This window comes from Proteus sp. G2674 (assembly GCF_009915195.1).
Lineage (GTDB): Bacteria > Pseudomonadota > Gammaproteobacteria > Enterobacterales > Enterobacteriaceae > Proteus > Proteus mirabilis.
In genome coordinates this window covers 1-21,281 of record NZ_JAABLS010000012.1, presented here as the reverse complement: position 1 = coordinate 21,281, position 21,281 = coordinate 1, and the positions used below count along the sequence as shown (strand labels likewise).

The window sequence follows — 21,281 nt, the reverse complement described above, 5'->3', positions numbered from 1 at the left end:
ACCCCCTTTATTGGGGTTTATTTGTATATCAAGGTAATGTACTATACTCAAATATACAAAATAACCCCTCGTTGGGGGTGATTTAGTAGAGGTTGATATGGAGTTAATAAGAGCAATTAATGTTTTTAACAAATTCAGTAAGCAAGGTAGAAATATCTTCCTCACCAAAGATTTAAAAATGCTTTTTCCTGATGAGTCTCCGAAAACATTACAAAAATCAGTTGACCGGCTGATCGCGCATGATGTGCTACGCCGAGCATCAAAAGGTGTATATATCTATACTCAAGGTTCATTGGGGCCTTACCCTTTAGAACGTCTGGCCGAAAATATTCGACGAGGCCACTACAACTACATTAGTTTGGAATCCGCTCTATCTCAGTACGGTGTAATTTCACAGATCCCCATCGACAGACTTACGATTATGTCCACAGGCCGGTCTGGAGAGTTTGTAACGCCTTGGGGCGTTATTGAGGTTACCCATACTGCCAAGAAGCCTCTTGAAATACTCAATACTACGGTGGAAGGAAGGGGGCCATTAAGAATTGCAACAAAGGAGACTGCCATTAAGGATCTAATGAAGGTTGGCAGGAATACACACCTCATCCAACGTGAGGAATTAAACTATGTCTGATTTTGTCAATTTTAATGAGCTGGTTGACAGCATTGTCATCGAAAAGGATTACGGCGCGAACAGGCCTGTCGTGGAAAAAGAATTGCTACATTATGACATTCTTTATGCTCTTTCCGCCACAGGGCTTTTAAAGCACATCACATTTCAGGGCGGTACATCGCTTAGGCTTTGCTATGGATCAAACAGATTTAGTGAAGATCTGGACTTTGCTGGTGGTCGTGACTTCTGTTCAGCGCAACTGCTTGAGATTAAAGCGTGTATTGAGAAATATGTTGGTGAGCGATATGGCTTGGAGGTTGTGGTTAAAGAGCCAAAAGAGCTAAGAAAAGAACCTGATTATGCAGATGTAAAAGTCGATAAGTGGCAAATATCAGTGACTACCAATCCAGGAAAAAAAGACCTACCAAAGCAGAAGATCAAAGTGGAAATAGCCAACATTCCTGCATACACCAACACCCTTCGAACGCTTGTTAAAAACTATGAGCAGCTTCCTAGTGGCTATTCTGACCTGATTATTAGAGTGGAAGAGCTCACGGAGGTCATGGCTGATAAATTGGTTTCATTCCCAGCAACAACCTCACGTATTCGGTATAGAGATATGTGGGATTTGGTGTGGTTGCACCAGAAAGGGGTTAAACCAGACGCTGAACTGGTAATGAAAAAGGTTGCCGATTATAAGCTCAATGAGCATTTTGAGGAATGGTTGCAAGCAAGAATTGAGTCTTTGCCTGCATTGGTTGCGAGTGAAAAGTTTAAGGGAGAGATGAAGCGATTCTTACCTGTGTCTGTCGTAGATAGAACTCTCCTTCACCCAGATTTTCTTGAATTTTTACAAATTACTCTTCATGAACTGCTAGTCACTATCCAAACAGATATTTATGGAAGTAAAGATCCGAAGCTAGTAAAAAAATTTGAAATGTAGCACTCCAGCTAAGCCCGAACCTTTGAAGTGACCCCCATTTGAAGTGACCCCCAATAGTTGAATTCGATTATTGGGGGTTTTTGATATCAAAAAATCGTCATTTTATTGTTATTAACTTAAAAAAATATCGTATTGCGTAACCTCTCTTAAATTTGATGAGCTTTTATTTACCTATCTGGTTTTTGCCTGCATTGTTATTGAGATAAAACAGTAAAAATGACAAGGAAAACAAGCAGGAGGCATGGATGACAGGCAATCATTATTCCCACTCTAAACATTTAGGGAGTAGCTTATTCGAGGTGCTTATTGTTATGGCTATAGTAGCAATATTGAGCGCTTTATCCTTGAACTCATATCATCAGTTGTTACGCCAACGCCAGTTAGTTCAAAGTGTAAGAGAAGTGATGGCGTTTTTAGCTTATCAACAACAACGCTCACTGCTCTTTAATTGCAAAGTGCAAATTGTATTGTGGCTATCACCTATCAATAAATTAGAGGCAAAATCGTTAACATCATCCACAACCAAAGACAGTATTCAATTAGGGTTAAGCAATCAGCTTATTCGCTCTACAGCAACACGCTTTACATTTTGTGGCTTACGCCAAACATTACGACCGATGCATTTTGTGCTGTCAAATGGTGATGAAGAGGTCAAAATTATTATCTCTTCATTAGGGCGTATTCGAGCGTGCAGTCAGACAATAAAGGCATTTTCAGTATGCTAAAGCGTCCTTTGTCTATTCAACATCATGATTTTGCGGGTTTTATGTTGATGGAGTGCCTCTTTGTGATGACGATAAGTAGTATTTTATTAGTTTGTATTGGACGTGCTTATCCTTATATTATCAATGAGTTAACTTCTTCTTATCAACAATATCGTTTAGAGATTTATCTAAAACAGCGTTTGCAGTTACTGGAAACGCAATTAAGGCGAGCAGGGTACTGCAATGGTGATTGCACTGTTAAAAAAGCTTCTTTACCTGCATCACTTAAAATAGGTCATTATCCTTATCACCCTCATGGCTCTTGTGTTTTGTTTGTTTACGATATGAACAATAACGGCCGTTGGGAGAGTCCAGAAGAACAAGAGAGTGATTACTTTGGTTTTAGATTAAAAAACGGTCAGCTTGAACAACGTCGTGGTGTGCAAAATTGTGATTCAACAGGATGGCACCAGATCTTCGAAAAAGAAGAAATTGAGGTGACAGAATTTATCTTAACTCCCTATACACACTATTCTCCAATAAAAAAACGTGCATTTAACTATCTATCATTATCATTAAAATTCCAAGCAAAACAAAATATTAACCTAAAGGTGCACTATCAAACATCAATACTATTAAGGAATATTTCGTGATAACGACACAGGGAACAATAAAGGAGCAACAGGGTGTCATCGGTCTGATGGCTGCAGTAGGTTTTATGGTGATAAGTTTATCGTTACTGACAAGTTTTGCTTATCACTATCGTCAATGTCAATTAATGGTGATGCAAGAGTTACAAGCAAAGCAGACCTTTTTATTCGCTGGATCTGCGTTGTCATGGGGAATGACCTTAACATGGGATTTATCGCCTTCTCGTCTTTACCAATGGCAATGTCGGACTTTTACTGCTGAACCTAATATGAAAAGCTGTTTCTCTTTGAGAGGAAAGACAAGCGCTTTACTACTCGGAGAGGCTAAAAGTCATAGCGGAGATAAGATATCTCATTATCAATGGATTAATCTGGTGGGTAAGGAAAAACTGCATATTGAAGCACAACATAATGGTTGGCTAGACTACTGTCCACTAGTTAAAGAAGGCTGTATTTGATAATAAATACTTAATTAATCATGAAAGAAAAGAAGATAGTATGCTAATTAATATGGTGTCAGTATTGCTATTCTTTAATATTAGCTTTGTCGCTATTATAGGGTATAGCCAAGCCTTAAAAGTTGATTTTCAGCGCTTAGTGGCTATCCAACAAGCCGGAGCGTCTCTTTTTGCTTTTTATGGGCAAATGTCATTCAACTCTGTTGATAACCTTAAAATAATGACACAATCACTTATTGAAGCGGAAGGCTGTCAAAAAATAGAGGGATCGATAACCCACCATTCAGGTTATGTGACACGCTTATACCATTGGTCATGTGATTAATAAAATGAGGATCTGATGTTCCATATTTACCATTCAAATCAATTATCACTACTTAAATCACTGATGGTACATTTTATGCAAAATCGGCCACTATCATCGCCTTTTGAGCAAGAAGTGATTTTAGTGCAAAGTCCCGGAATGTCGCAGTGGTTACAAATCCAATTAGCAGAAAGTTTGGGTATTGCTGCTAATATCCGTTATCCATTACCCGCTACTTTTATTTGGGAAATGTTTACTCGGGTATTATCAGGTATACCTAAAGAAAGTGCGTTTTCTAAAGATGCCATGACATGGAAACTAATGGCATTATTGCCTAATTACCTTGATGATCCGGTATTTAAACCCTTGCTACATTATCTTAAAGATGATGAAGACAAACGTAAATTACATCAACTAGCGGGGCGTGTGGCGGATCTCTTTGACCAATATCTGGTTTATCGTCCCGATTGGTTGTCGGCATGGGAAAATGATCAACTAATTGATGGCTTGAGTGACAATCAATACTGGCAAAAAACACTGTGGTTGGCACTGCAACGCTATACAGAAGATCTTGCGCAACCCAAATGGCATCGTGCTAATCTTTATCAACAATTTATTTCTACTTTGAATGATGCGCCAGTGGGGGCGCTAGCGCACTGTTTTCCATCGCGTATTTTTATTTGTGGTATTTCAGCATTGCCACAAGTCTATTTGCAAGCACTGCAAGCAATCGGCAGACATACCGAAATCTATTTATTGTTTACTAATCCTTGCCGCTATTACTGGGGAGATATTCAAGATCCAAAATTCCTCGCTCGTCTAAATAGTAGAAAGCCTCGACATTATCAGCAACTTCATGAACTACCTTGGTTTAAAGATGAACAAAATGCATCGACACTATTTAATGAAGAAGGGGAGCAAAATGTCGGCAATCCACTATTAGCGTCTTGGGGAAAGTTAGGTAAAGATAATCTCTATTTTCTTTCTGAGCTTGAATATAGCGATGTGTTAGATGCTTTTGTTGATATACCAAGAGATAATTTACTGCATCAACTTCAGGCCGATATACTCGATTTAGAGGATTTTTCACAAATAGGTCAGACGCTTGAGGATTACCAAAGTAGTGAAAAAAAACGGATCATCGCCAATGATGATCGTTCTTTGACCTTTCATGCTAGCCATAGCCCACAACGGGAAGTTGAGGTATTACAAGACCAATTACTGCATCTCCTCGAGCAAGATGCTGATTTATTACCGCGAGATATTATTGTTATGGTGGCGGATATTGATAGCTATACGCCCTATATTCAAGCCGTATTTGGTAATGCGCCCGCAGAGCGTTATATTCCTTTTGCCATTTCAGACCGAAAAGCTCGCCAAGTACATCCTGTCTTACAAGCTTTTATCACTTTATTAGAATTACCTCAAAGCCGTTTTACCGCAGAGCAAGTGCTTGCATTACTTGAAGTACCCGCCTTAGCTGCACATTTTGCCATTTTTGAAAATGAGTTGAAGCTACTACGGCGCTGGGTTGAAGAGTCAGGTATACGTTGGGGGTTAGATGATGAAAATGTGGCCTCCTTTTTATTACCTGTGACAGGAAAAAATACGTGGGAGTTTGGGTTATTAAGGATGCTTCTTGGTTATGCGATGGACAGTGAGGCAGGGCCGTGGCAAGGGGTACTGCCTTACGATGAATCAAGTGGCCTAGTCGCTGAGTTAGCAGGGCATCTAGCAGATTTTTTATATACCTTAAGTGAATGGCGAACACGATTAAGCGAAACTCGCAACTTAGAAGAGTGGCTTGATATCGGTCAACAGCTTGTTGATGCCTTTTTTGACACAGATGAAGAGACAGAACTGGTATTGGCGCTTATCACGCAACAGTGGCAAAAGGTGATAAAAAATGGTCTAGAGGCGCACTATCAACATGAAATTCCATTAGTGCTGATCCGCGATGAACTTACAGTGCGTTTTGATGATGAGAAAATTAGCCAACGCTTTTTAGCCGGAAGCCTTAATTTTTGCACCTTAATGCCAATGCGTTCAATTCCATTTAAAGCAGTCTGTTTATTGGGAATGAATGATGGGGTCTACCCACGTAATATTCAGCCATTAGGATTTGATTTAATGGCAGAAAAACGTCGTCGAGGTGATAGAAAACGTCGTGATGATGATCGCTACCTGTTTTTAGAAGCATTAAGCTCAGCAGAAAAATACCTTTATATCAGTTATATTGGTAAATCTATTCGTGACGATCGCGAATGTAATCCTTCGGTATTGATTAAAGAGTTACAAGATTATATTGGGCAAAATTTCCGTTTAAGGGAAGATGCATCATTAAATGTTGATGACAGTGCGCAGCGTATCATCAGCCACTTATTAACCCAACATAGTCGAGTGCCTTTTGCGCCAGAAAACTTTAAAACGGATGCTCTATATCGCTCTTATGCCGCTGAATGGTTACCGGCAGCAAGTGGGAAAGGGACTGCTCACCAAGCATTTTCAACGCCATTAAATAAAAAAATTGAGAAAGTCTCTTTAGATGAACTATCACGCTTTTATCGCCATCCCGTACGCGCTTTTTTCCAGCAAAGTCTAAAAACGAATTTTGTTATTGAAGAGACCGAGCTACCGGAAGAAGAGCCTTTTGTCATTAATGCATTACAACGTTATCTATTAAACCAATGGTTATTAAAAGCCTTAATCGAAGGGACATCAACAGAAGCACTTTATGAACGCATTAAAGCTGCTGGAAAATTACCAGCTAGTGCGTTTGGTCAAATTTATTGGGAGCAACAAATAGAAACGTTGCAACCTTTAGCCGAAAAAGTCAGAAGTGAACGTTTAGCAACCCATTCTGTCACAATAGAATACCAATTTAATACGATCCCATTAATTGGTCGTTTAAATGAAGTACAAGCCGATGGGTTACTCCGTTGGCGACCCGCCACATTAACAGCTAATGATCTACTGCAATTATGGATAGAACATCTCGTGTACTGCTTAAGTGGTGGAACTGGCGAAAGCCGTTTTTATGGTAGAAAAGAGTCGCAATGGTGTCTATCACCGGTGTCTGCGGATATTGCGTATTCAACCCTTGAAAGATTGATCCAAGATTATCAAACAGGGATGAATACACCTTTAGCCTTATTCGCCAACAGTGGTTGGGCTTGGTTACAAGCTTGCTTCGATAAAAAAACACAGACGTTTTTATTTGATGATGAAGAGATACAAAACAAGGCAGAATTGGTATTAACGCAATATTTAACCGATAGCTATAACCGAGAAGGTGAAATGAATGATATCTATATTCAACGTGTATTTCATCAGCTTGATGCACCTTTTCTTGAGGCAGTAAAACAGACCACGTTAGCCATATTTAAGCCAATCATTCCATTTATAAAAAAATAAGGGAGCTCATATCAGATGAGAAAATACTTATCGCAACTTTGGATTATGTTGCTATTGATGCTAGTCAGTATCAACAGCTTCGCAACAGATCCACTTTGGCAAGTATTGCCGGATAGCATTGAAAAAAGTGAAAGTGATCCACGTGATTATCAGGCTATTAAATTAGCTAATGATATGACCGTATTACTGGTTTCAGATAAAAAAGCGGTCAAATCATTAACCGCCGTTGCTCTGCCTGTCGGTGCATTAGAAGATCCAGATAGCCAACAAGGTCTTGCCCACTATTTAGAACATATGGTGTTAATGGGCTCGACCAAATACCCAAAATCAGGGGATCTGACAGAGTTTTTAAATAAAAATGGTGGCTCTCATAATGCCAGCACAACCACTTACCGCACCGCATTTTATTTAGAAGTTGAAAATAGCGCCATTAATGAAGCAGTCGATCGCTTGGCAGATGCATTAGCGGAGCCATTACTTGATCCTAAATATGCCGATCGTGAACGTAATGCGGTTAATGCGGAATTAACCATGGCTCGCTCCCGCGATGGAATGCGTTTTTGGCAAGTGAGAGCTGAAACCTTGAATCCGGCTCATCCAAGCTCTCGTTTTATGGGAGGAAACTTAGAAACATTAAGTGATAAGCCAGAGAGTAAATTACAAGATGAATTAGTGAAATTCTATCAAACATACTATTCTGGTAACTTAATGAATGGGGTGATTTATAGTAATAAATCACTGGACGAACTCGCTAAATTAGCGGCTGATACTTTTTCCCGTATTCCTAATAAAAACACCCAAGCACCAGTAACGACGGTGCCTGCGATGACAGAAAAAGAAAAAGGGATAATGATCCACTTAGTCCCAGCTCAGCCACAAAAAACCTTACAAATCGAATTTGGTATTGATAATAATCTTGCCGATTTTCGCAGTAAATCAGATGAATATATTGGCTACCTTATTAGCAATCGTAGCACGGGAACACTAGCAACTTGGTTACAAGAGCAAGGATTAGCAGAGAATATTAGTGCTTCATCTGAATCCTATATCGATCGCAACCAAGGTTCATTTACCATTTATGTTTCTCTAACAGACAAAGGCCTTGCTGAGAAAGATAAAGTTATTTCAGCGATTTTTTCTTATATTCAACTGATCCAAAATAAAGGGGTCAGTGAGCGCTATTTTAAAGAAATAGCCAATGTGCTTGACCTCTCATTCCGCTATGGCTCTATTGTTAGAGATATGAACTATATTGAAGATATCTCCGATATGATGCTGCGCTATCCGATTAAAAATATTCTTAATGCAGATTTTATTGCCGATGATTATCAACCTTCTGCGATCCTTTCTCGTCTAGAATCGCTTACACCAGAAAATGCGCGTATTTGGGTGATTAGCCCTAATGAGCCTTCAAATAAGCAAGCCTATTTTGTTCATGCACCTTATCAAGTGGATAAAATTACTGCGAAGCAATTAGCTTCATGGCAGGAATTAGCCAGCGACATCTCATTGTCATTACCGACACTAAACCCTTATATTCCTGATAATCTGTCACTTATTGATGCTGATAGTAACATCACTAAGCCTCAATTATTATGGCAAGACAGTCATGCTCGGTTATTCTATATGCCATCGCACTATTTTTCTGATGAGCCGAAAGCCAGTGTGACGTTAAGTTTAGTGAACAAAAATGCAGATCGCACAGTTAAACAGCAAGTCATACAAACATTGACCAATTACCTTGCTGATCTAACCTCTAGTGAACTGGCTTATCAAGCTTCTGTTGCCGGCATGAATATCTCCTCTTCTTCTGGGCGTGGAGTCGATTTCTCAGTCAATGGTTATACTCAACATTTACCAGAGCTAGTGAATGCCACACTAAAAAGCTATATAACGTTTGAAGCTACTCAGCAAGAGCTTGATCAAGCTAAATCTTGGTATCGTGAACAACTGGAAGTGACGCATAACCTTAAAGCGTATGATGCTGCAATGTTACCTGCCCGCCGCCTAAATACGATCCCTTATTATGAAGAAGCCGATAAACTTAAGGCGTTAGAGTCGATAACGTTACAAGATATTAAAGATAATCGTCGTGATGTCATTGAAAATGCAGCGCTTCAAGCATTAATTATCGGTAATTTAACGCCAGAGCAGAGCCGTGAGATAGTTAAATCGGCACAGGCATTATTAGGCAATAAAGGAACAGAATATTGGATTGGCGACACATTAGTTTTTGATAAATTAAATCAAGTTACATTCCAAAATAAATCTAAAAGCACCGATAATGCGCTAGGTGAATTGTTTATCCCTGTTGGCTATGAGCGTCTACAAGGAAAAGCAATTACATCAGTATTATCCTCTATCGTGCATCCTTGGTTCTTTGAACAACTCAGAACAGAAGAGCAATTAGGTTATGCGGTCTTTGCTTTCCAAGCTTCAATGGGTGAGCAGTCCGGTTTAGGCTTTTTACTGCAAAGTAATGCTAAACCACCTGTTTATCTCAATGAGCGCTATCATGCATTTTATCAACAAGCTTATGATCGCTTGAAAAAGCTAAGTGAAGCTGAATTTAATCAATATAAAAAAGCCATTATTGATGAAGTAAAACAACCACCGCAAACATTTTATGAAGAGGTTTCTCTTTATCGTAATGATTTCTATCGTAATAACTTAAAATATGATGGTCGTGAGAAGTTTTTAGCCCAACTGAATAATGTAACGCTAAAACAAGCAATCGAATTTTATGAAAAAGCGATAATTAAACCGACAGGACTCGTGTTTGTTTCACAAATAATCGGGAAAGAGGGTAACAACGCTGATTATGCGCAAAATAAACAGTGGAAAATCTATTCAACCGTGAGTGAATTACAAAAAACATTACCTGTTGAGGAAATTAAAGAGTGAGTGAAGTGATACAGGCACAGGTATTAGATCCCTATACACTTCCTTTGTATCAAAGACGCCTCATTGAGGCGTCTGCGGGAACAGGGAAAACGTACACTATAGGGTTATTGTATTTACGATTACTGCTTGGATTAGGGGGCGAATCAGCATTTCATCGCCCCTTAAGTGTTGAAGAGATCTTAGTCGTTACTTTTACCGAAGCGGCAACGGATGAATTACGCGCCCGTATTCGTCAAAATATTCATCAGTTAAGGCTAGCCTGTATCCGTCATCAAGTAGAAAATGACAATAACGCTTACCAAATATTATTAGATCAAATCCCGAATAAAATGGTGGCGGCGCAATGGCTACTAGAAGCTGAGCGTCAAATGGATGAAGCCGCCATTTATACTATTCATGGTTTTTGTCAGCGCATGTTAGCCACTAACGCCTTTGAATCTGGTGTATTGTTTGAACAGGTGTTGATCCAAGATGAATATGAGTTAAAAAAACGTGTCTGCGCTGATTTTTGGCGCAGGCACTGTTATCCCCTTTCTTATGATGTTGCCTATGCGGTAAGCGAAATTTGGTCTGGCCCTGAGCAACTGCTTTATGAAATTCAACCCTATTTACAAGGTGAATGCCCCGAAATTCAAGGTATTGATTTCGACGCTAAAAAAGAGACTGTTGAACAGCGTCATCAAGCAGTCATTGAGGCTATTGATAAAGTTAAAGCACTATGGCGTCATCATTGCAATGAAATTGCAGATTGGATAACTTCATCTGGTGTTGATAAACGCAGTTACAGTAGTCGTTTCTTACCTAAATGGATCGATGAAATCACCGCATGGGCCACTCCACTCGAAACCAAAAGTTATCAGTTACCTGACTGTTTAAGTCGTTTTTCGCAAGCAACCCTACATGAAAAAACTACAAAGGGTGCTGCGCCTGAGCACGCTTTATTTGCGGAAATCGAACTACTTTGCCAACAAAGTTTAACGTTACGTGATGTGATCATTGCTAATGCCATCCCTGAAATACGCCAAGGGATAGAAAATGAAAAAATGCGTCGTGGTGAGTTGGGATTTGATGATCTGTTAACGCGTCTCGATAAGGCATTGCAACGAGAAGGTGGCGAAGCATTAGCAGATGCTATTCGCCAACGTTATCCCGTCGCGATGATTGACGAATTTCAGGATACCGATCCTCAGCAGTATCGTATTTTTGATACTATCTATGGTGAGCATACAGAGAGTGGTTTGCTATTTATTGGTGATCCCAAACAAGCCATTTACGCATTTCGTGGTGCAGATATCTTTACCTATATTCGGGCAAGGCAACAAACCGATCACCACTATACATTGAATACTAACTGGCGCTCGGCTCCGGGTATGGTAAGTGCAGTTAATAAACTGTTTTTACGTTCTAAAACCCCTTTTTTGTTTGATCATATTCCTTTTATTGAGGTCAATTCGGCTGAAAAAAATCAGCATATGAAGTTTATTTACCAGCAAAAAACGGTTGCCCCATTAAATTTTTGGTTAGCTGAAGGTGAAAGCCTTTCAACTGGTAATTATGAACAATTAATGGCCTCGCAATGTGCGATGCAAATTCGTGACTGGTTATCAGCCGGTGACAATCAACAAGCTTGGTTAATCGAACAAGATAATAAAAGCGCTGTTACATCTGCCGATATTGTGGTGCTAGTGCGTAGTCGCCGAGAAGCATTATTGATCAGAGATGCATTAGATCTGTTATCTATCCAATCAGTATTTTTATCCAATAGAGAAAGTGTGTTTGAAACCAATGAAGCCAAAGATCTACTTTGGTTACTACAAGCAGTGGTAACCCCTGAAAAAGAACGGGTGTTAAGAGCTTCTCTTGCCAGTGCACTATTTGGATTTAACGCACAACAAATTGACGAACTTAATCAAGATGAACAGCGTTGGAACCGCTATGTGGAGCAATTCGCTGATTATTTTGTCTTGTGGCAAAAACGTGGTGTGTTACCTATGCTACGTAAAGTCATGATAGAAAACCAAATCGCTGAGAACTTACTCGCAAGCCAAGCAGGAGAACGACGTTTAACCGATATCATGCATATTGGCGAGTTGCTACAAGAAACATCATTACAGCTTGATAGCGAACACGCCCTTATTCGTTGGTTAGCCCAGCAAATTTCTCGACCAGATGCACAAGCGGAAAGTCAGCAAATGCGTTTGGAAAGTGATAAAAATCTAGTGCAAATTTGTACCATTCATAAATCTAAAGGATTGGAATATCCCATTGTTTGTCTACCTTTTGCCTGTAATTATCAAGAACAAAAGGGCGCGCTTTATCATGATAGAGATGAATTTTACGCAAAATTAGATATTTTTAATCAACCTGATAGCGTGCGTCTTGCTGATGAAGAGCGATTGGCAGAGGATTTACGCTTGTTGTATGTGGCATTAACTCGGGCGAAATTTTGTTGTTATGTTGGTGTTGCGCCTTTGGTTAAAGGAAATAAACGTAAGTCAGGATTAACTGATTTGCATAAAAATGCGCTGGGATATCTGTTGCAGCATGGGGAAGAGGGTAATAGTGAGCTATTACATCAATCCATTAATCAATTGCTTGATGATAATATAAAAGTGATCACGTTAGGTGATCCCTCAACGCATCGATATCAATCTCCACATACAACGGATATTGCTTTAGATGCCGCCATATTTAAGCGAAAAATTAATGATAATTGGCGTATCACCAGTTATTCGGGATTAACGGCACAACACTCTGCTCGTGGATATCTATTTGATAGTGCTGATTTGGATGCCTTGGTGCAATCTATCGCTCCGGGCTTAGATACCGATGCTAAAGGTGAGAAAACAGCGCAATACAGCGATGAACTCTCTATTCATCACTTCCCTCGTGGTGCAGTCGCGGGGACATTTTTACATAGTTTGCTTGAAGAGCTTGATTTTTCACAGCCTATTGATGAAAGTTGGATGCAAGAGCAACTTATTGCCCAAGGTTTTGAGGAGAAATGGACGCCATTGTTGGTGGGTTGGATGGAAACCCTTTTTCACACCCCATTAAATACGCAAGGCTTATGTTTAGCTGATATTCCCAAGGAGCATCAACTCGATGAGCTACAATTCTATCTGCCTATTGAAAAGGAGATGTCGGCGACACAGTTAACAGCATTAACCCGTCAATACGATCCTTTATCTGCACAATGTCCAGCCCTCAATTTTCAGCAAGTGCAAGGCATGCTAAAAGGTTTTATTGACTTAGTATTTTGTTGGGAGGGTAAGTATTATGTGGTTGACTATAAATCTAACTGGCTTGGTGAATCGAGTGAGGATTACACGCAAGAGGCGATGAGCAATGCAATGCGCGATCATCGTTATGATTTACAGTATCAACTCTATACTTTAGCGCTACATCGATTTTTACAACAACGCTTACCTGATTATGATTATCAACGTCATTTTGGTGGGATCTGCTATCTCTTCTTACGTGGTATTGATGCTGACTACCCGGGCAATGGCGTCTATACCTATCTCCCTGAAGAAAAGTTTGTAGAGGCATTAGATGCGCTATTTAAAGGGGAAGCGCTTGAGGTTAACGGCAGTAAAGTGAACGTGCTGGGTGAGAACAATTCAAATGATTAAATTATTAGAACAAGCAATTGCACAAAACCTATTGCGCCCGTTAGATTTACGTTTTGCTCAAATGCTGGTGGCAGATGAAAATCCTATCCTACTGTTTATTTTTGCCTATCTCAGTGCTCAAACAGGGGCGGGCCATGTTTGCTTACCGTTAAATATCATACAACAAGATAAATTGTTTGATGGACGACACACCGAGCTTTCACAAGCCATTTGGCAGGAAATGGCGCAACCATCAGCGAAAGAAATACTGGCAGAGCTTAATCAGAGCGAGTGTGTTAATCAAGGCCATAGTGACTTACCTTCACCTATTATTCTCGATAACGGATTACTTTATCTACAAAGAATGTGGCGTTATGAAGAGCAAATTGCGCAATTTTTTCGCCAAGAGCAACGGGGGGTTGATATCGATGAAAATCAATTAACAAACGTATTAAATCAACTTTTCCCAAGTGTTAAGACAGATGCTGAAACTAACTGGCAAAAAGTCGCCGCAGCGGTTGCTATTACAAGCCCTATTTCGATTATTTCGGGTGGCCCAGGAACAGGGAAAACCACGACAGTAGCAAAGATTTTAGCTGCTTTTGTCATGCTAACGGCGAATGAAAAACCCATTATTCAACTAGCCGCACCCACGGGAAAAGCGGCAGCTAGATTGACCGAATCATTAGGTAAAGCATTAGCGCAATTGGCACTAAGTGAAGAAGAGTTAAAATGGATGCCCGATCAAGCGCAAACCATTCATCGTTTATTAGGTGCCCAACCGGAAAGTCAGCAAGTTCGTTATCATCGCGATAATCCGCTACAACTTGATATCTTGGTTATAGATGAAGCTTCTATGGTGGATTTACCGATGATGGCGCGTTTAATTGAGGCTTTACCGGAACATTGCCATGTTATTTTTCTGGGCGATAAAGATCAGCTCGCTTCGGTAGAGGCGGGAGCTGTTTTAGGGGATATTTGTCGTTTTGCGGATCAGGGGTTTAGCCAACGCCGTTTTGAGCAGATTGATCGCTTAACACAAGGTGAATTACAGAAAGATCTCGCTTCTATGACGACTTCTACTACGCCAGTTTCGGTGGTCAGTGATTCACTATGTTTACTGCGTAAAAGTTATCGTTTTGGCTCACATTCAGGTATTGGTCAATTAGCTTTTGCGGTTAATCAAGGACAAGTGAAGAGTGCTATGACATTACTGAAAAAAGCGACAGTAACACAAGAGAGCACTGAGCGAGAAAAACATACCGATCCGCAGGACATCGAATTTATCTCATTAGACACCGATGAGAGCTATATGAAGATGCTTCAAGATGTTGCTAAGGCTTATCATCACTATCTATCGTTAGTCGCACAAAAAGCAGCACCAGAAACTATTCTTCATAGCTTTAATCAATATCGTTTATTGTGCGCCTTACGAGAAGGACCTTTTGGTGTCACAGGGTTAAATGAACGTATTGAGATGCTGTTACATCGCCAACGCTTGATACGACGACCTATAAATAGCTATCAGCGAGAGTATATTGGGCGACCAATTATGATCCAGCGTAATGACAGCACATTGGGGCTATTTAATGGTGATATCGGCATTATGCTTAATAACGATGAAGGAGAAATGAAAGCCTTCTTTCAGTTGCCTGATGGCACATTGAAAGCTATCCAACCTAGTCGTTTACCGCAACATGAGACTGCTTATGTGATGACAGTGCATAAATCACAAGGTTCGGAATTTACCCATACGGCATTGGTATTGCCGACACAATTTTCTCCTATTGTTAGCCGAGAATTACTCTATACGGCGATAACGCGAGCCAAGCAGAAGCTATCACTTTATTCTTCTGAATATATGGTGAAAATGGCGATCCAGACACGTATTCAACGCCGCAGTGGATTAGTTGAAAAACTGCGTTACTGAGTGATTTTTTAATTTAATACGAATTAATATAATTATAGTGAATAGCAAAAGACAGGCTTTGAGAGGGGGAGCCTGTCTTTTTTACTTTATTAATAAAACTACTCTTTATGTAGATCTAAAATTAAGATCTTAGAGCGGCGCTGATAATTATACAGAGCCTGTTTTTCAATAGGTAATTTATCGATTTCAGCAGGCGTAAAGCCTTTTTCTTGGAACCAATGAATACTACGAGTCGTGAGCACAAATAATTTATCTAACCCCATCTGTTTAGCTTGGGTTGATATGCGTTGTAACAACACTTCACCTCGACAAGAGCTACGATAATCAGGATGAACGGCGACACAGGCCATTTCACCTATTTTTTCAGACTGATAAGGATAGAGGGCGGCACAAGCAATGGTGAGATTATCGCGCTCAATAATAGTGAATTGATCAATTTCCATCTCAAGTTGCTCTCTTGAGCGACGTACTAAAATGCCTTGTTGCTCTAATGGACGAATAAGCTCTAATATGCCACCAATATCATTAATATTGGCGCGGCGGACTTTCTCGGCACTTTCCATCACAATCTGCGTACCAATACCGTCACGAGAAAATAACTCTTGAACAATGGCACCATCCGCTTGATAGCTTAATAAATGGCTACGCTCAACACCACGACGGCAGGCTGTTACCGCACCTCGTAAAAAACGTACAGTACCTGAGTGATAATCGCCTGTAGTTTGTAATGCTTGAATTCGTTCTTCTGCTTGATTAGGTAAGAGTTCAGACACAATCTGGCCACTTGCATCTACAACCCCTTGCGAAGAGCAAAAGCCAATAAGCTTTTGTGCTTTAAGTTTGATAGCTAGCTGGGTTGCGACCTCTTCAGAGGTTAAATTAAAACTTTCCCCTGTAACAGAGACGGCAACAGGGCCGATTAACACAATGGCATTGTTATCCAACTGACGATGAATGGCTTCTTCATCAATACGGCGAATTTTACCGCTATGGCAATAATCAACCCCATCATCGACACCTAAAGGTTGGGCAATGACAAAATTACCGCTAACCACATTAATATGCGCTCCTTGCAAGGGCGTATTACTTAAACTCATTGATAAACGAGCAGTAATATCGAGTTGTAAGGTACCGGCAGATTGTTTAACGACTTCAAGGGTTTTACTATCAGTAATTCGTGTGTGTTTATGATAGAGCGGAGAAATTTTTTGCTCTTCAAGAGCCATGTCGATTTGTGGTCTAGCGCCGTAAACCACCACTAACCGTATTCCTAAACTATGCAATAAACCAATATCGTTAATGATAGAGGGAAAGTTCTCATGGGCTATTGCTTCTCCCCCTAGCATAATGACAAATGTTTTACCTCTATGTGCATTAATATACGGAACCGAGTGTCGAAAACCATCGACCAATTCGGTGCTACGCTCTTTCATAAAGCCCCTCTCAAGTGAATTTTTATTCGCATTTAATGTATTTTTATTCTTTTTGAGCGGAAATGGCAAGTAAAATCCGATCTTACTGTTTTAACAGAAGGCAGAATATTTGTATAAAAGTGTGTAATTGTGCTGTTTTTAAGTGACAGTGAAGTGTGGATTCGGTAAAGTTTTTCGTTCAGATATTTTTTGACCGTCTGTTTTAGCACTTTTTGATGTTAATCGTTTTTTTTGGAATATTTTCATGAGTCATTCAGAACATAATCAAACACGTCGTCGTCTTATTAAAGGAATTGGCGCGTTATTGTTATTAAGTGTTAGTCCTGTTGGCTTAGCGGCAACATCATCAGTGGTTGCCGTCAGGGTATGGCCTGCATCGACTTATACACGTGTGACTATCGAATCAAGTAGACCCTTGAAATATCGCCAGTTTGCGTTATCAGCACCAGATAGAATTGTGGTTGATCTTGAAGGTATCCAACTGAATAGCGTTCTGAAAGGTATGGCTAGTCAAGTGCAAACAAACGATCCTTACTTAAAACTTATTCGTGTCGGTCAAAATACCCCAACTACGGTTCGTTTAGTGTTTGAAATTAAAACCCCCGTTCAGCCACAAATGTTTACTTTAAAACCAGTTGCTGAATTTAAAAATCGCTTAGTACTCGATTTCTATCCAAGCCATGCGGCGACGAGTGAAGATGATCCGCTATTAGCGCTATTGCGTGAATATAACGAAGGTGATTTACAACAAGCTGTGCCTGAACAAACGGATACGCGTAAGCCCGGAAGAGCAGGACGAGATAGGCCGATTATTATCATGATTGACCCCGGCCATGGTGGTGAAGATCCGGGAGCGATGGGGAAATATAAAACTCGTGAGAAAGATGTTGTACTACAAATTGCCCGTCGCTTAAGAGCATTGATTGATAAAGATGCCAAAATGAAAGCGTATATGACGCGTAATGAGGATGTGTTTATCCCCTTAAAAGTGCGAGTAGCGAAAGCGCGTAAAATGCAGGCTGATCTCTTTGTCTCTATTCATGCAGACGCATTTACCAATCGCTCGGCTAGAGGCTCTTCGGTTTTCGCGCTATCCAAAACAGGTGCAACAAGTAATACCGCACGTTACCTTGCTCAAACCCAAAATGAAGCGGATTTAATTGGTGGGGTGAGTCGAAGTGGTGATCGCTATGTTGATCACGCAATGCTTGATTTAGTACAGACCGCGACAATTAATGACAGCCTAAAATTTGGTAGTGAGGTATTAAAATTATTAGGTGGCGTGAATAAGCTACATAAAAATAAGGTCGATCAAGCCGGATTTGCGGTTTTAAAAGCCCCTGAGATCCCTTCTATTTTAGTAGAGACGGCTTTTATTAGTAATATTGAAGAAGAGCGAAAGCTCAAAACGGCTAAATTCCAGCAACAAGTTGCTGAATCTATTTTCAAAGGTATTAAAGCCTATTTTGCTAATGGTGGTGAACTGACATTAGCTGATCGAAGCTGATCTCGCTATACAACTTATTTTTGAGACTTCTAGTGGGAAAAAAATAGTTATTTTCTACTAGAGGTAACAACTTATTGTTTTTTATCCGATAAGTTAAATTATAACTCAGTAACAGGGAGCCTATTGGTTATTGTAAATAGAGTAGGGATTAAGAGAGTATTTAATGGGAATTCGTAGAAAATAAAATTAGGAAAGGATTGGTTGCGGGGGCCGGATTTGAACCAACGACCTTCGGGTTATGAGCCCGACGAGCTACCATGCTGCTCCACCCCGCGTCCGAAAATATTTATAGAAATTGGTTGCGGGAGCCGGATTTGAACCAACGACCTTCGGGTTATGAGCCCGACGAGCTACCAGACTGCTCCATCCCGCGACTGAATCTATAAATTTTAACTTACTGCGTATGTTGTGAATTGGTTGCGGGGGCCGGATTTGAACCAACGACCTTCGGGTTATGAGCCCGACGAGCTACCAAGCTGCTCCACCCCGCGTCTCCACAGAGGGGCACTATACTCAGGATCTGATAACTTGCAAGTTTTTTATGTAATTTTTGCCATTTTCTTTTAAAAACGGTCAGAAATAATACATAGAGGTGTAATTTTAGACAGTTATACTTTAGATAACACACTAAATGGTGAAGCCGATAATTAAAAAAACCGCAACCACTTCTGTATCGATATCTTTCTTGATTTGGCTTTGGTATCTTTCTTGTCATCAACTCTTTTTAAAGTAGGAATATAAGTAAAAAATGGTTACTTGGCGAAAATCGTTGCTTTTGGGGATATTAGCGCTTGCCTTAACAGGCTGCCATCGTCCAACAGATCAGGGACAACAGTATAAAGATGGTAAGCTTAAGCAAGATCTTATTGAAGTTAACTCGCCAAATACGCAAGGCAAGCCCATTAATGGCTCAGATTACCTTGAACAAATCAACCAAATAAATCAAACATCTTCACGTCTATACAATAGTAATCAAGATACTTATCAAGCAGTGGAAAATTGGTTACGCTCAGGGGCAGATACGCGTCAATTACGTCAATTTAATATCGCAGCCTTTCAAATGGAAGGGGAAGATAATTATGGGAATGTAAAATTTACCGGATATTATACCCCTGTTTTAGAAGCACGTTTAACGCCACAAGGTGACTTTAAATATCCGCTCTACCGCATGCCAGCCAAAGTGCGTGGTAAATTGCCTTCACGAGCGGCTATCTATAACGGTGCTTTAAGTCCCACTTTAATTGCCGCTTATAGTAATTCCATCATGGATAACTTTATGATGGAAGTGCAAGGCAGTGGCTATGTCGATTATGGTGATGGTAAACCTTTAACCTTCTTTGGTTATGCTGGGAAAAATGGTCATCCTTACCGCAGTATTGGCAAAGTGCTGATTGACAATGGTGAAGTTGAAAAAGAAGCGATGTCAATGTTGGCGATTAGAGAGTGGGCTGATAAGCATAGTGAACAAGAAGTCAGAAAATTATTAGAACAGAACCCCTCTTTCGTTTTCTTTAAACCTGAACCTTTTACGCCAGTAAGAGGGGCAAGTGCTATTCCGCTGATTGCTAAAGCGTCAGTGGCTTCGGATAGAAGTATTATCCCCGCAGGAACCGTATTATTAGCGGAAATCCCTATTTTAGATAATACCGGTAAGTTTACTGGACAATACCAAATGCGTTTAATGGTTGCTTTGGATGTAGGGGGAGCCATTAAAGGACATCATTTCGATATTTATCATGGTATTGGTAAAGAAGCCGGACAAATGGCGGGTTTTTATAATCATTATGGACGTGTATGGGTATTAAAAAAATCGCAACCCACCTTACTGAACCCCATACAGTAAAACGATTGACTATTTATATTGTCATATTAACGGTAAAATGAGCAAACGCCATGGCTATTGATTAACAATAGCCATGATTATTTCTGCTATCTAGGTTGTTATCGCATTATGCAAAATTCATTATCAGACTCCTATCTGCAACGCTTTTCTGGTATTGGCCGTCTTTATGGACAACAAGCGCTGTATTATTTTTCTCAGGCACATATTTGTGTTGTCGGTATTGGTGGCGTTGGTAGCTGGGCTGCAGAAGCCTTAGCTCGCAGTGGGATCGGCGCTATTACGTTAATTGATATGGATGATGTGTGTGTCACCAATACCAATCGACAAATTCATGCGCTAAAAGAGCATGTCGGGCAGCCTAAATGTGAAGTGATGAAGCAGCGAATTTTGCAAATTAATCCTGAATGCAAAGTTACTTGTATTGATGATTTTGTTACGGTTGATAATGTGGCAGAAATGATGCAAAACTCATTTGATTATGTGATTGATGCTATTGATAGTGTTAGACCAAAGGCTGCATTATTAGCTTACTGTCGTCGTTATAAAATTCCTGTTATCACCACAGGCGGTGCAGGCGGACAGATTGATCCAACTCAAATCCAAGTCGTTGATTTAGCGAAAACCATTCAAGATCCATTAGCCGCTAAATTACGAGAGCGTTTAAAATCTGATTTTAATGTTGTGAAAAATAGCAAAGGTAAATTAGGCATAGATTGTGTTTTTTCAACCGAGCAATTAGTCTACCCTCAAGGAGATGGTATGGTGTGTGGGGCCAAAAGTACTGCCGATGGTGTCAAGCGTATGGACTGCTCAGCGGGTTTTGGCGCGGTGACAATGGTAACTGCTTCCTTTGGTTTTATTGCCGTTTCTCATGCATTGAAGAAGATGTTAGCTAAGGCGCAACGTACTCGTCATACTTCAAGTTGTAGCGTTGTTGACCGCATTCATTCGCACTAGTCACATACTG

The 21,281-nt window shown here is 40.2% G+C and carries 14 protein-coding genes and 3 tRNA genes; 13 read left to right on the top strand and 4 right to left on the bottom strand.

Translation table 11 applies throughout. The features are described from left to right. Window positions 1–97: 97 nt before the first annotated feature. The 10 genes from abiEi (at window position 98) to recD (ending at window position 15,531) form a co-directional block, all read left to right on the top strand. Window positions 98–631, top strand: coding sequence for a type IV toxin-antitoxin system AbiEi family antitoxin (abiEi, locus tag GWI58_RS03755; protein ID WP_004245520.1), 534 nt, complete (start codon window positions 98–100; stop codon window positions 629–631). Next, entirely contained in the window at window positions 624–1,553 is a 930-nt protein-coding gene (locus GWI58_RS03750) for a nucleotidyl transferase AbiEii/AbiGii toxin family protein (protein ID WP_049199423.1), read from the top strand. Before abiEi ends, GWI58_RS03750 begins: the two co-directional genes overlap by 8 nt. A 245-nt stretch (window positions 1,554–1,798) precedes the next feature. After that, the gene (locus GWI58_RS03745) at window positions 1,799–2,278 is read left to right on the top strand and encodes a prepilin-type N-terminal cleavage/methylation domain-containing protein (RefSeq protein ID WP_094959816.1); all 480 of its coding nucleotides are present in this window, start codon (window positions 1,799–1,801) and stop codon (window positions 2,276–2,278) included. Then, the gene (locus GWI58_RS03740; RefSeq protein ID WP_161768907.1) at window positions 2,272–2,910 is read left to right on the top strand and encodes a prepilin peptidase-dependent protein; all 639 of its coding nucleotides are present in this window, start codon (window positions 2,272–2,274) and stop codon (window positions 2,908–2,910) included. Before GWI58_RS03745 ends, GWI58_RS03740 begins: the two co-directional genes overlap by 7 nt. Then, window positions 2,907–3,365 (top strand): DUF2509 family protein, encoded by a 459-nt coding sequence (locus GWI58_RS03735; protein ID WP_004249493.1) that lies wholly within the window; start codon window positions 2,907–2,909, stop codon window positions 3,363–3,365. Before GWI58_RS03740 ends, GWI58_RS03735 begins: the two co-directional genes overlap by 4 nt. Before the next feature lie 40 nt (window positions 3,366–3,405). After that, a complete protein-coding gene (locus tag GWI58_RS03730) occupies window positions 3,406–3,690 on the top strand; it encodes a hypothetical protein (RefSeq protein WP_004245514.1) in 285 nt (94 codons plus the stop codon). Between the two features lie 15 nt (window positions 3,691–3,705). Then, the gene (recC, locus tag GWI58_RS03725; RefSeq protein WP_161768906.1) at window positions 3,706–7,083 is read left to right on the top strand and encodes an exodeoxyribonuclease V subunit gamma; all 3,378 of its coding nucleotides are present in this window, start codon (window positions 3,706–3,708) and stop codon (window positions 7,081–7,083) included. Window positions 7,084–7,098: 15 nt separating this feature from the next. Then, entirely contained in the window at window positions 7,099–9,987 is a 2,889-nt protein-coding gene (ptrA, locus tag GWI58_RS03720; RefSeq protein WP_161768905.1) for a pitrilysin, read from the top strand. Then, window positions 9,984–13,622: an exodeoxyribonuclease V subunit beta gene (gene recB, locus GWI58_RS03715; protein ID WP_161768904.1), complete on the top strand. Its 3,639-nt coding sequence runs from the start codon at window positions 9,984–9,986 to the stop codon at window positions 13,620–13,622. Before ptrA ends, recB begins: the two co-directional genes overlap by 4 nt. After that, window positions 13,615–15,531, top strand: a complete 1,917-nt coding sequence (gene recD / locus GWI58_RS03710; RefSeq protein ID WP_161768903.1) for an exodeoxyribonuclease V subunit alpha — start codon at window positions 13,615–13,617, stop codon at window positions 15,529–15,531. The genes recB and recD overlap by 8 nt, the downstream gene beginning before the upstream one ends. 98 nt (window positions 15,532–15,629) lie before the next feature. Here recD and argA read toward each other — a convergent pair whose 3' ends face one another. After that, window positions 15,630–16,964, bottom strand: a complete 1,335-nt coding sequence (argA, locus tag GWI58_RS03705; RefSeq protein ID WP_036895561.1) for an amino-acid N-acetyltransferase — start codon at window positions 16,962–16,964, stop codon at window positions 15,630–15,632. A 244-nt stretch (window positions 16,965–17,208) separates the two neighbouring features. Here argA and amiC point away from each other — a divergent pair, with 244 nt between their 5' ends. After that, complete coding sequence (amiC, locus tag GWI58_RS03700; RefSeq protein ID WP_161768902.1) at window positions 17,209–18,471, top strand: N-acetylmuramoyl-L-alanine amidase AmiC; 1,263 nt, start codon at window positions 17,209–17,211, stop codon at window positions 18,469–18,471. 198 nt (window positions 18,472–18,669) lie between these two features. Here the strand turns inward: amiC and GWI58_RS03695 are convergent. The 3 genes from GWI58_RS03695 to GWI58_RS03685 all read right to left on the bottom strand — a co-directional run bounded on the left by GWI58_RS03695 (window position 18,670) and on the right by GWI58_RS03685 (window position 18,962). After that, window positions 18,670–18,746: transfer RNA gene (locus tag GWI58_RS03695), tRNA-Met, on the bottom strand. 21 nt (window positions 18,747–18,767) lie between these two features. After that, a tRNA-Met gene (locus GWI58_RS03690) sits at window positions 18,768–18,844 on the bottom strand. Window positions 18,845–18,885: 41 nt separating this feature from the next. After that, window positions 18,886–18,962, bottom strand: a tRNA-Met gene (locus GWI58_RS03685). Between the two features lie 257 nt (window positions 18,963–19,219). On the opposite strand from GWI58_RS03685, the gene mltA reads away from it, so the two are divergent. Continuing rightward, window positions 19,220–20,314 (top strand): murein transglycosylase A, encoded by a 1,095-nt coding sequence (gene mltA / locus GWI58_RS03680; protein ID WP_004245504.1) that lies wholly within the window; start codon window positions 19,220–19,222, stop codon window positions 20,312–20,314. A gap of 108 nt (window positions 20,315–20,422) precedes the next feature. Next, a complete protein-coding gene (gene tcdA, locus GWI58_RS03675) occupies window positions 20,423–21,271 on the top strand; it encodes a tRNA cyclic N6-threonylcarbamoyladenosine(37) synthase TcdA (protein WP_161768901.1) in 849 nt (282 codons plus the stop codon). The last annotated feature ends 10 nt before the right edge of the window (window positions 21,272–21,281 follow it).

Bases quoted from the DNA above. Each gene is read 5' to 3' on its own strand.
- abiEi (WP_004245520.1), top strand. From the start codon at position 98: ATGGAGTTAATAAGAGCAATTAATGTTTTTAACAAATTCAGTAAGCAA.
- GWI58_RS03750 (WP_049199423.1), top strand. From the start codon at position 624: ATGTCTGATTTTGTCAATTTTAATGAGCTGGTTGACAGCATTGTCATC.
- GWI58_RS03745 (WP_094959816.1), top strand. From the start codon at position 1,799: ATGACAGGCAATCATTATTCCCACTCTAAACATTTAGGGAGTAGCTTA.
- GWI58_RS03740 (WP_161768907.1), top strand. From the start codon at position 2,272: ATGCTAAAGCGTCCTTTGTCTATTCAACATCATGATTTTGCGGGTTTT.
- GWI58_RS03730 (WP_004245514.1), top strand. From the start codon at position 3,406: ATGCTAATTAATATGGTGTCAGTATTGCTATTCTTTAATATTAGCTTT.
- recC (WP_161768906.1), top strand. From the start codon at position 3,706: ATGTTCCATATTTACCATTCAAATCAATTATCACTACTTAAATCACTG.
- ptrA (WP_161768905.1), top strand. From the start codon at position 7,099: ATGAGAAAATACTTATCGCAACTTTGGATTATGTTGCTATTGATGCTA.
- recD (WP_161768903.1), top strand. From the start codon at position 13,615: ATGATTAAATTATTAGAACAAGCAATTGCACAAAACCTATTGCGCCCG.
- argA (WP_036895561.1), bottom strand. From the start codon at position 16,964: ATGAAAGAGCGTAGCACCGAATTGGTCGATGGTTTTCGACACTCGGTT.
- amiC (WP_161768902.1), top strand. From the start codon at position 17,209: ATGAGTCATTCAGAACATAATCAAACACGTCGTCGTCTTATTAAAGGA.
- mltA (WP_004245504.1), top strand. From the start codon at position 19,220: ATGGTTACTTGGCGAAAATCGTTGCTTTTGGGGATATTAGCGCTTGCC.
- tcdA (WP_161768901.1), top strand. From the start codon at position 20,423: ATGCAAAATTCATTATCAGACTCCTATCTGCAACGCTTTTCTGGTATT.